Source organism: Algibacter pacificus (assembly GCF_008033385.1).
GTDB classification, from domain to species: domain Bacteria; phylum Bacteroidota; class Bacteroidia; order Flavobacteriales; family Flavobacteriaceae; genus Algibacter; species Algibacter pacificus.
In genome coordinates this window covers 310158-321337 of record NZ_VOGY01000005.1, presented here as the reverse complement: position 1 = coordinate 321337, position 11180 = coordinate 310158, and the positions used below count along the sequence as shown (strand labels likewise).

The following is an 11180-nucleotide window of genomic DNA, read 5'->3' as shown; positions in this document are numbered from 1 at the left end:
GCTCTCACTAAATTTGCTGTTTTTCATTGTGACAGTTTGAATTTAAAGTTAATAAATTCGAATTAATTACTGTCCCATTTTTAGGGAAGCCTACATTTTTAGGGAAGTCTACAAAAAGGGGAAGCCTACAAATAAACTAAAATAGAGTTTAAGTATTGTTTAATCTTTTCTTGTTTTTAATTCTTTTGTAATGTTCTTTAGATAATTAGAAGTTCTATTATTAGCACCTTTAATAGGTATGAACGAATTACTAATTATGAAGTTCTTATCCAGAACAAAAAAATATGGAATATTCAATGAGTCTAGTTCAATATTTTTTAATACATTATTTTTTAAATTATATATGTGAAACTCATTTAATTTATTTAACCTCTTAAAAATATGAAGGCTATTAGGATTTTGGTAAGAACTTATAATAATTAAATCTTTTGGACTTAACTCATAATTATTGATATGTTTTTTTATATTTTCAAATTCATTAACAATGCAAACATTACAGTTAATTTCAGCAAACCTAAATATTAGTTTTTTACCAATTAAAAGATCTGAAATATTCAAAGTATTATTATTCTCATCATATAATGTAAAATCTTTGATTATTGTATTATCGTTTTTAACTTCAAAAAACTTATAATGAGTAATTAATTTATTAAAATCATTTTCTAAACTAGTTATATTGTCATTAGAAGTTTTGAAAAATTTAGTGTTGAATATAATTAATATCCCTATTAAAGTTAGTAATATAAATAACGAAAATTTAATCGATTTTTTTAAATTCATATATAAATAAGATAGGGTTACTGCTTGAATTAGTCCGAGTTATTACATCGTAAATTTGTTTCTTATTTACAATTAAATTATTTCTAAATTTTTGGTTGGATTTTATTAGATCTCTTACTTGATCAAACATGTAAGGGTTAACAATTTTAACCAACCCGTCATCAATAAAACCTCTATAAAAAATCTGTTCGTCTTCGCCTAAACTTTTATCATATTTAAGTTTATCAAAAATGTAAGTTCTTTTATCTTTTTTGTTAAAAAAAACTGAATATAAGCTGCCTTTATATGAAAATGTAAAGCTTATAAATCCATTTTTCTCTCTTACCTGATCTATTGGAGAGATATATGGTTTGTCCTTTTTCAATTTAAGTGCTTTTCCTAATTTAAAATCGAACTTTAATTCATCTGGATATTTTTTGTCCATAAAATCAACATAATAAGAATTTCTAAGAGTATCGTTTTTTATAGTGTAAATGGTATCATTTAATGTTTCTGTGAAATAAATAAGCCCGTTGCTCTTTTCTATAGACCTGAAACCAGTTAATTGTTTGTTTTTTTCAAATTCACCTATGGATAAATTTCTACTTTTCACTTCCTGGTTTTCATTAACCAACAATAATTTATAGCTTAATTCTCTATTTACGGCTAAATTTTCTGTATGTACTAAATACATTCCATTTTTATATAAAACCATTTCTCTGCCATAGAAACCTAACTTAAATTCTTTTTTCGCAATTCCTGTATTAATATCCAAATTAATTATTTTGAATCTATTTTTATCTAATACATCTACCGTACCTTTTTTATCGTTAATTATAAAATCAGAGATTCTATTGTATTCCAAAGGTCCTCCTCCCTTACCTTTAAATTCCCATACAAAATTTCCATTTATATCAAAACAAAATAATTGTTGAGCATTTTCTCTATCCAAAACAAAGATTTTATCTTTATGCTGTCTTATAGTTGCTATACTACCAACAGGATTTTTATCATCTAAGTATATTATTTTTTTCAACTTAAAATAATCATCAAAATCTCCATTAATTTTTTTAGATAAATCAATTTTTATTTGAATTGGTATATTTTTGGTTTTTGTAATTATATTTACTGCATCTATGGATGCTATTTTTTGCGGGAAATTGGCTTCGTTTGATTCCTTACACCCCAAAATAAATAAAAATAAAATAAGAAAATTCTTCATAAATATTTAAAATATAAAGAACAGCTAATGTTCTCTGCTGGTTTTCAGTGAATTAACTGTTCTGTTTATTATTTACTAACTAGCTAACTAACTAACTAACTAACTAACTAACTAACTAACTAACTAACTTGTACATCCAATACTCCATTCACAATAACTTGCTTGCCACCCTGAACAATCATAATTAGTACCCTCACGCTCTTCCCACTTTGTTATTCTAAAACAGTCACATAAACTGTCGTAAGTCGTTTCAATAGGAACGCTATACGTACAGGCTGTTGATGAAGCTGTGCCAAAACCTGGTAATGTATCCTCTGCATTTGCAGTATTTAAACTTATCAAATTGGCTAAATCTAAATTTGAATTATTTATTGTATTAGTGTTTAAAAACATAGCTATAGCTATCAAAGCTATTCCTAAAACTCCAATTATTTTTTTCATTTCTATAATATTTTTTAATTAAAATTTTTATTTATAAGATTTCAAAAGTCTTCAAGGAAACACTACTTTTGCAGAATATCAAATAGTTTTATCTCAAAACTACTTAGTCAATAAAAAACATAAAGACTTCCTCTGGGTATTGGTTTTATTTATGTCATAGGCATGAATTTTTAGTTAAACAATTTGTGATTATATTTTTTAACATGTAAATACTCGGAGGTTTTATTATTTTTATTGATTTCTCAAATTTAAAACCTCACAGGGACAAATTCTGTCACTTTGCTATTTTTTAAGAATATATTTATTACTTTTTCGGCAATAGGTTATGGTTTTACCTTCATTTCTAAGGTTTTCTAACATTCGTTTTATGGTTCTAATACTACAGTCATAATCTTCTGCTACTTTTTCTAAGTCGTATAATCGTTTCTGTTCAATTAAATACAACAAATGTTTTTCTTTTTCTTTTCGTTCTGGATACGTCATAGTAGTTAGTTTTTGTTTTCCAGTATGGTTTCAAAATCCTGAATTAAAGGGTTATCATCAATAAAATTGTATAAGGTTAGTTGTTGTACTTTATAGTAAATAGCCCAATAGTTTTGTAAAGTTCTTATGTAATTTTCGTTGGCTTGTTGCCATGCCTTTCTAGAGCTGGTTAAGTTTAAAAAATCGACACTACCAGATAAAAAACGCTTTTCTGTAAGTGTATAAGATTCTTTGGCTATATCTCGTGTTCTCAACGCACCATCTACCAACTCTTTTTGTAGATTAAAATCTAATACATTTAAGGTGACATCTTGCTTATAGCTGTCTTCATTTTGTTGTAATTCAATATCTATAACATCTTTGTTCATTTTTGCGGTTTTTATCCTTCCCTTGCGTTCTCCCCAATCTAATACAGGTACAGTTAATTGGATAGAAATCATTTGCTGGTCTAAAAATCTGCCATAAGTATCTACAAACGTGTTAGCTTGTTGGTTTAAACCATAGCTAGCGTTTAATGATAAATCGAACCGATTATCTTTGATAGCTTTATCTAAATCTCTTAAAGCTTCAATTTTTCTGAGTTTTAAATTGAGCAGATCTGGGTTGTTTTGATAGGCTAGGTCTATAGCCTTATTTAAATCGATACTTAAATCGGAAATTAATTCCGGTAACTCAGGAATAGCATCTTGTGGTAATTGGTCTCTTAAAAACAGTTGTAATTCTGCTTCTGTTTTTTGTAAAGTTTGCAAATTCTCAGTTAAATTGATGTTAGCGTTATAAACATCTAATTCTAAATTTAAAAGCTCATCCCGTTCAATCGCAATTAAATCATAACGTTGTTTGCCAATCTTAAAAAGCTTTTCAGCTGATGTCTTATTTTCTTTAGCAATTTCTACTTTTTTACTCGCTAATGCCCATTTAAAAAATAAGTCCACCGATTTGATATTAATAGTTTGTAACTCGTATAAAAAATCTTGTTTTGCTTTTTGAAATTCTAAAGGGGCTGTTTTTTGTTGCCATTTAAAGGGGTTAAACGCCATAATGGGTTGCCTTAAACCAATCCTAACAGGTGTAGCATTATAACTCTCGGTTTGTAAATCGCCAAAATTCTCAAGCCTATTAAAGCTAGAGTTTATAAATAAACGCGTACCCGTTGCTGCTATATTTTGACTGAGCGACAAATTTGCAAAACTATTTATGGTTTGTTGCTGCCTAAAAACATCAATATTTAACTCGGAGTCATAGCGTTCAATTAATGCCCTGTTAAATGTAAAGGGTCTGGTTTCAAAATCAATTTTAGGGAGTAAACTCGATTTAAAAGAGCGAAACTGCCAATAATTAACGCCATATTTTCGCTTCGCCTTAAATACATCTAAGGAGTTTTTTCTGGCCAGTTTTAAAATATCATTAAGCGTTATACCTTTTTGATAATCCTTTAGCACTCCTTGCTGTTGTGCTATGATAGAAGCACAATTTAAAAAGATGCTTATTCCTAGTGCTATTTGTAATATATGCTTATTTACCTTCATATTTTCTTAGTAAAATGATAATAACAAAGTGGAATAAAGTACAGACTTACTAAAGTCCCAAGTAGCATCCCACCAATTAAAGCCACTGCTAAAGGCGCCTGTAACTCTGCGCCTAATCCACTAGAAAACAATAAAGGCACTAGGGCTAGAATGGTTGTTAAACTTGTCATTAATATTGGTTTTAAACGTCTTTGTCCTGCTACTAACAAGGCTTTCACCAAGGAAAAGCCTTGGTGTTGTAATTGAATTATAGTATCTATTTTTAAAATAGAATCGTTTATAATAATACCGGCCATAACCACGAGGCCTATCATAGACATAAGGTTAATACTCATGCCAAACAATTTTAAGAACAAAAATGCGCCTGCTAAATCTATAGGCACTTCTAGTAATATGATGAGCGGCAAAACAAAAGACTCAAATTGCGAGGCTAGAATAAAGTAAAGCAGTACTAAAGAAATTAATAAAACAATTTTAAGCTCTCCCATGAGTTCTTTGTTTGAAAAAAAGCTCCCTGAAAAACTAACATCAAACCACGAATTATGACTTACTACCTCCTTTACCTTATTTATAGTAGATTCAACCTGATTATCATTAACATTAAATTCGACTGGAAAATATTCACCCTCTGTACCTCCTGTTATGGTTTTTAAATCTTTAGCCTTTACTGTTTTTATAAAGTTTTTTATTTGAAAAACAGCACTGTCTTTCGCTTTTACCGTAGTTTCATTTAAAATAGCGTTAAGATGCTTTGTTTGATTCCCTAGTATAACAGGAACAAAATTTTGATTATCGGCTATAGATAAAATTTCACGTTCGTTAAAAGCACTTTTTAAGGTGTTAAATAATGTACTAGAAGCCACATTATAGGTTATTAACTTTTCTTGGTCGGCTATAAGTGTAATATGATCTTCCCATGCTATAGGTTTTAATGTGATATCAGTTAGGTTGCTTTGTATTTGATACCAAAGCGTTTTTAACTGTTCGTTTTGTTGACTTCCCAAATTTTCTACATGCCTTAAACGAGCAACTAAAGGCGCGTCTTTATCAGAAAATATTAAACTAAAAATATTATCCACATCTTCATAATTATAATTAGCATCAGGATAAGCTAATACTAAAGCTTCATTTAAGATCTCTATTATTTTAAATAATTCTGTTTGCGATTTTGTTTGAATATAAATAGTGGTTTCAGCAGTTTTTGCATCCGCATTTTTATCTAATAGAAATTGTTGCGTGCCTACTAGTGCTGTGTGGTTAATTAAATCTTTGGTTACTGGTTTTAATAAATCTAGAACTCTGCGTTTGTTTTCGTCAACATTAATAGGCGCGTTCCAATCTATTTTCAGTATGGTTTCTGAGCTAGAAAATTGAGGCATTTGAGATTTTGGTAATACAGTAAATAATGCCATTGCGGCAACCAAAAGCAAAAGACTTATACCCCAAGATATTTGCTGTTTTCGCATTACCCAACGGAATCCTTTTTCATAAACATCAGCGTAGTTTACTGTGTTTATTTTAGTTAGAAAACGATTTATTTTATGTGATGTTTTCGTTTTTCTTAAATGAAACAAACGGTACAATACAGGTAATAATGTAATAGAAACAAAAAAGGAAATAAATAAACCTATGCTTATAGCCATGGCTTGATCGTAAAACAAAGCCCCACTAACACCACTTAAAAACACTAAAGGAATAAACACTGCACAGGTGGTTAAGGCAGAACTTAACAAAGGTTTTATAACCTCTGTAGTTCCCGTAACACAAGCCTTAGATAAATTATAACCACGTTCTCTATATTGGGTTATATTATCTATAACAATAATAGAATTATCTATCATAAGCCCAATACCCAACACCAAACCAGAAAGCGATATAATATTTATTGAAATATTTAACAAATGAAAAAACAATAAACAAATAATAATAGAGGTTGGTATAGTAATCCCTATTAATAAAGGAGATGTTATATTTTTTAAGAAAAAAAACATGACTATAAAAGCCAATAACATACCCCATAATAAACTTTGAAATAAATTGTTTATAGCATAATCTAATAGTTTAGTTTGATCTCTAGTTATTGAAAAATTAATATGCGGATAGTCCTTTTTTAACGCTTTTATTAGTTTATTTAGTGATGCTTTTAAATCGTTCATTTTAGCATCACTTTGTTTTATAATAGCCATGGTTAAGGCTTCATCACCCTGAGACAAAACCAATCCTGTTCTCTTTTGCGGATGTTCAATAACTTCGGCTAGTTCTTTTAACTGAAATACGCGATTGCGATGATTGATATAAACGTCCTCAATATCTTTGATGCTATTTAATGAAGTGCCTAAACGAACATCATATTGGTACTGATTGTCTTTAATTAACAAACTCCCTATATCTAGATCATTCATTTTTATGCTAAACTCTAAATATTCTAAGCTTATACCTAGAGCATCTAGTTTATTTTGATTTGGTCTAATAAGAATTTCAGAAGATACCAAGCCACTAATATCCACCATAGCAACCTCGTTAACCTGCTCTATGCGCTTTCGAATAACTTGATTGGTAAAACGATTAAAATCTACAAATTTTTGAGATACAGGATATAAACCACTCGGCTCATTTTTTCCGCTTTCAATCTTGCCCTGCGCCTTATTAATAGACATGCTTAAATAAAACACAGGAATATCTGTAGCACTAGCCTTGATAACTTTAGGGCGTTTTACGGTTTTTGGCAACCCACCCATAATACGGTCTATCTTTTCATTCACCTCTATAAACGCGTAGTCTATATTGGTGCCGTGCGCAAAACTTAACCGTATAACACCAGATGCTTTACTCGTTTCACTTTTTATATCCTTTAAATGGCTGACTTGCATTAAACGATATCGTAAAGGTTTTACAATAGCATCTTCCAATTGTCTTGCCGACATATTATCTGCCTGTACCTGAACTGTTATTTCGGGTACATCAATATCTGGCATCAGGGAAACGGGGATAAACCCAAAAGCATATACACCTAAAATAAGAATACCTAAGGCCGTCATTAAAACAGCAATGGGTTTATGTATTAAAAATTTCACCATAATTTATTAATGGCTTGATTTAATACTTACCTCACTATCATGAGCTAAATTTAAATTGTTAGATACAATAATAGTATCCCCTACAGCTAAAGAGGCGCTACTTTTATCTGGGTGAGGTATTACAGCATAGGCTTTACTATTTTCAAATGTTGTAAGGACGTAAGTCCAATATGCTTTTCCTTTTTTAACAGTAAATAAAACCTCTTGGTTATCTCTTAAAACTACTGCAGACTTTGGCACAACAAATTGATCTGGAATATCTTTTTTAATAAACACCTTCACATTCATACCTTCGAGTAAATCACCATCGTTCTTAACTAGCGCTTTAATTAAAATGGTACCATCCCTTTCAACTTGGGGGTTTATGGTAATAATTTCGCCTTCGTAAATTTTACTTGTAGCAAAGGGCTCAATGGTTATTTTGTCTTTTACTTTAATATCTTTAAGTTCAGATTCAATAACATAAAATTCTACCTCAAAAATGGCGTCGTTTATTAATGTAGCAAATGCTTTACTAGAATTAATCTGGTCGTATTTTTTACTTTCAATATTCGCTATTTTCCCACTAAAAGGAGCAATAAGCTTGGTAGATTTTAAATCGAACCGTGCATTTTCTAATTGATGAGTGGCATTTTTATAACCCGATTTAATCGCCATTCTATCATATTCTTCAACTGGAATAGATGCTTTACTATTGGGATTAAAACCCCGGCGTATTTGTAAATCATCAAATTCTAAAGTGGCTTGCTTTAAATCAATTTCTGCTTTGCTTACTTTTTGTTGAAACGCAAAAGCATCCAAATTAGCTAATAACTGACCTCGTTTAACATAATCTCCATTTTTAACATAAATGGTATTAAGTTTTTCGTTTACCTTAAATTTTAGTTCGCTTTTTTCTAAGGCTACAAGCCTACCGTTGCTTACTAATTCTTTTTTAAATGCCCCTTTATTTAAAACCATGATTTTTACCTCGTTTTTTTCTGGGAGATATTGTTTTTTATCCAAAGCTTCTTCTTTTTTTTTATCGGAACAGGCTGCTAATAAAAAAAGTAGGCATGCGAATAAGATAATTTTAGTATTTATAAACATACATAATGTTTTATTTATCATATTTTAATTAATTATTTTGGTATTTATAAAGCTATAAAATAGTTATCTCTTTAGCCATTAGAGCAAAATGTATATCGGTTCTTTTAGGAATTTCTTTTTCTGGTACAAATATATATTGTGGTTTTAATGATGAGTTTGCTAAAATTACATAAGGTGTATTTAACTCATTAACAGGTAGATTAAAACCTTTTAGAGGTGGTGTATAAAAAAAAGGGACTTTAATTTTATTTATTTTCTTGAATTTATAGTAATCAACCTTGTTTTTAAATTCACCTATCATTATTAATTTATCATTTTGAATAATGTTTTCGAATTTTTTCAATGAATTTAATACGTGGTCAATACAATAAGAACATTGATTACTTGAGAAAACGACAATTATTTTAGGATTAACTTCTAGCAATAAATCTTTTAAATGATTCTTTGTTTCATAATCATAAAGAGTTAAATTTTTTAAACTATCTATATCCATTGATAATTTAACCAATTCATCAGCTTTTTTTGTTTTGTACACTCTAGTATCAGATTTATTTCCAGTAATATTTGAAGAAAAAAGAAAAAAGAAAAAGACAATTAATCCAATTGCAAAGAATAGTATATATTTAATCTTCATGATAATCTTTTTTGAATTTGTAAAAAACTAGAATAGGGTTATCTGAATCTTTAAATTTCAATTCACCTTCACTTTTAAATAATTTTAAGTAGCTTTTATATGCCAATTCATCATTTGTTTTTAGGCGTTTCTCTACATCTAAAATATTTGAAATATTAGCGGAAGCAATGAAATAATCGTTATAAGCACTTCTGAAAGGGTAAAATAAAAAATTATCTGATGTATCATTTATCGACGCTCCTTCTAATAGTATTGATTGGTTTTTGTTATAAAAGCACCTTAGGCTTTTCTCTTTATATAGATAAGAAAAATAAATGTAATCTTTTGTCTGAAAATGATTTCCTAAAAAATAGGCAGATTTATTCATTTGTTTTAAAATACCATTAAAGAACTCTCCTGTATTTGTTGCTTGCAATTTTTTCTTATTAATACTATGTTTGCCAAAATCCAATTTATAGGAAGCTGTTAATTCATTATTATCAAGAACTAGTAGAGTGTCAGAAAGCTTATATGCATAAGATATTTTATTGTTTTGACTCATAAGATTTGCTTCTGGTGCGTATTTTACATTTTTAAAATAAGATCTGCTAGGACCATATTGAATAATTTCAAAATTTCTCTTAGTTATATATAATTCTTTTCTCTTTAGTTCATTTAAATGAGTATTTGCTTCATCTCCTGCTAATAAAACAAAGTTTCCATTATCAAGTATTTTAAAATCTAAAAAAGCTACTTTAATATCAATATCTCCAAGGAAGTTCCCTTCAAAATCATATCTCAAAATTTTTCGAATAGCGGTATTCGGAATTAATAATTCTTTATTTTTTTTATCAATTTCAAATCCATCAGGTCTTATATATTCTCCAGGCCCCTTTCCTTTTTGCCCAATTTTTCGTATAAATTTACCTTCAATGTCAAATACAAAAACAGATTTAGAAATATTCTTGTCAAGAATATATATATTATCATGATGAATTTTTATTTCATCTACTTTTCCTATTAAATTATTTTCTGTGGTCTCTAAAATAACAGTGTAACAAGTATCTATAAGTTTAGATAATTGTATTTCTTTATTTGTTTCAGGGTTTATAGAAATAGTTTTTATATTACTAGAGTTAACCTTTAATTCTTTAAAATTTGCAGCTTTAAGGTCTATAGAGGTAAACCCCCAGTAGTTTTCATTTTTGCAACTCAACAATAAGCTACAGAGTATGACTATGTATGTATACTTCATTTATGTAAATTTTATATAAATAACCGATAAACAGAATAAAAACACTTATCGGTTTTTAGAGAGAAAGATTGAAGTCCTAATCAGTATTTCCATTTTCATAGTTAATTAATTATAGTTAATTGGTGTTTTATCATATTATAATAGTCTCATGTCGTAAAAGACATGAGACTATAATTTATTTAACAATCTCCACTATACCCTATGCAATCCCAGGTTTTGTATGTTGAAGTCGTTCCGCTATTATATCTAAAATTAGCTTCTTGAGCTGCAGAAAGACTAGCTAACTTACTCCCCACTAAATTAGCACTTACATTTTGTGAATTTGATCCACTTGCTTCCATGCCTTCATTATTAACATTTACAATTGTTGGCACACCCACTGAGAACCACTCACCACTAGGTCTTGCGGCTTGAAATTGAATCTCGGCATATGTATCAAGCGAATTATTTAAGTGTTCCAATTCTGCATCTGTCAAATTCATAAGATCAGCTACTGTTATAGAGCCAAGATCTTCAAAAGCGGAGTAATCATTTTCATTTTGTGCATAGGCTTTAGTTATTAAATCACTCAGACTAAAGTCTTGGTCATCCGATAAATTAATACCCAAAGACACATTTACAGTTAAAACTATTAGAAACACAATAGCTCCAATACTCATTATTACTTTTTTCATTTTATTTAATTTTAAATTTATTATTATTTCTATTTAAG

Annotated in this window: 10 protein-coding genes; all 10 read right to left on the bottom strand. The window is 29.1% G+C overall.

Annotated features, from left to right (window positions below; all coding sequences use genetic code 11):
* Positions 1-159: 159 nt before the first annotated feature.
* The 10 genes from FQU21_RS10165 to FQU21_RS10120 all read right to left on the bottom strand — a co-directional run bounded on the left by FQU21_RS10165 (position 160) and on the right by FQU21_RS10120 (position 11142).
* Complete coding sequence (locus tag FQU21_RS10165) at positions 160-780, bottom strand: redoxin domain-containing protein (RefSeq protein ID WP_147677886.1); 621 nt, start codon at positions 778-780, stop codon at positions 160-162.
* Positions 758-1981, bottom strand: a complete 1224-nt coding sequence (locus FQU21_RS10160) for a 6-bladed beta-propeller (RefSeq protein ID WP_147677885.1) — start codon at positions 1979-1981, stop codon at positions 758-760. The genes FQU21_RS10165 and FQU21_RS10160 overlap by 23 nt, the downstream gene beginning before the upstream one ends.
* Before the next feature lie 123 nt (positions 1982-2104).
* The gene (locus FQU21_RS10155; RefSeq protein WP_147677884.1) at positions 2105-2422 is read right to left on the bottom strand and encodes a hypothetical protein; all 318 of its coding nucleotides are present in this window, start codon (positions 2420-2422) and stop codon (positions 2105-2107) included.
* Between the two features lie 282 nt (positions 2423-2704).
* The gene (locus FQU21_RS10150) at positions 2705-2905 is read right to left on the bottom strand and encodes a hypothetical protein (RefSeq protein WP_147677883.1); all 201 of its coding nucleotides are present in this window, start codon (positions 2903-2905) and stop codon (positions 2705-2707) included.
* 5 nt (positions 2906-2910) lie between these two features.
* Entirely contained in the window at positions 2911-4434 is a 1524-nt protein-coding gene (locus FQU21_RS10145; RefSeq protein WP_147677882.1) for a TolC family protein, read from the bottom strand.
* The gene (locus FQU21_RS10140; protein WP_147677881.1) at positions 4431-7511 is read right to left on the bottom strand and encodes an efflux RND transporter permease subunit; all 3081 of its coding nucleotides are present in this window, start codon (positions 7509-7511) and stop codon (positions 4431-4433) included. The genes FQU21_RS10145 and FQU21_RS10140 overlap by 4 nt, the downstream gene beginning before the upstream one ends.
* A gap of 6 nt (positions 7512-7517) precedes the next feature.
* Positions 7518-8621 carry an efflux RND transporter periplasmic adaptor subunit gene (locus FQU21_RS10135; RefSeq protein ID WP_147677880.1) on the bottom strand — a complete coding sequence of 368 codons (1104 nt, stop codon included), beginning with the start codon at positions 8619-8621 and terminating at the stop codon, positions 7518-7520.
* 31 nt (positions 8622-8652) lie between these two features.
* A complete protein-coding gene (locus FQU21_RS10130; RefSeq protein WP_147677879.1) occupies positions 8653-9234 on the bottom strand; it encodes a hypothetical protein in 582 nt (193 codons plus the stop codon).
* Positions 9224-10468, bottom strand: coding sequence for a 6-bladed beta-propeller (locus tag FQU21_RS10125; protein ID WP_147677878.1), 1245 nt, complete (start codon positions 10466-10468; stop codon positions 9224-9226). The genes FQU21_RS10130 and FQU21_RS10125 overlap by 11 nt, the downstream gene beginning before the upstream one ends.
* A 179-nt stretch (positions 10469-10647) precedes the next feature.
* The gene (locus FQU21_RS10120) at positions 10648-11142 is read right to left on the bottom strand and encodes a hypothetical protein (protein WP_147677877.1); all 495 of its coding nucleotides are present in this window, start codon (positions 11140-11142) and stop codon (positions 10648-10650) included.
* Positions 11143-11180 lie beyond the last annotated feature (38 nt).

Excerpts from the sequence above, each read along its gene's own strand:
- FQU21_RS10125 (WP_147677878.1), bottom strand. The coding sequence starts at position 10,468 with ATGAAGTATACATACATAGTCATACTCTGTAGCTTATTGTTGAGTTGC.
- FQU21_RS10135 (WP_147677880.1), bottom strand. The coding sequence starts at position 8,621 with ATGATAAATAAAACATTATGTATGTTTATAAATACTAAAATTATCTTA.
- FQU21_RS10155 (WP_147677884.1), bottom strand. The coding sequence starts at position 2,422 with ATGAAAAAAATAATTGGAGTTTTAGGAATAGCTTTGATAGCTATAGCT.
- FQU21_RS10120 (WP_147677877.1), bottom strand. The coding sequence starts at position 11,142 with ATGAAAAAAGTAATAATGAGTATTGGAGCTATTGTGTTTCTAATAGTT.
- FQU21_RS10160 (WP_147677885.1), bottom strand. The coding sequence starts at position 1,981 with ATGAAGAATTTTCTTATTTTATTTTTATTTATTTTGGGGTGTAAGGAA.
- FQU21_RS10130 (WP_147677879.1), bottom strand. The coding sequence starts at position 9,234 with ATGAAGATTAAATATATACTATTCTTTGCAATTGGATTAATTGTCTTT.
- FQU21_RS10140 (WP_147677881.1), bottom strand. The coding sequence starts at position 7,511 with ATGGTGAAATTTTTAATACATAAACCCATTGCTGTTTTAATGACGGCC.
- FQU21_RS10145 (WP_147677882.1), bottom strand. The coding sequence starts at position 4,434 with ATGAAGGTAAATAAGCATATATTACAAATAGCACTAGGAATAAGCATC.
- FQU21_RS10150 (WP_147677883.1), bottom strand. The coding sequence starts at position 2,905 with ATGACGTATCCAGAACGAAAAGAAAAAGAAAAACATTTGTTGTATTTA.
- FQU21_RS10165 (WP_147677886.1), bottom strand. The coding sequence starts at position 780 with ATGAATTTAAAAAAATCGATTAAATTTTCGTTATTTATATTACTAACT.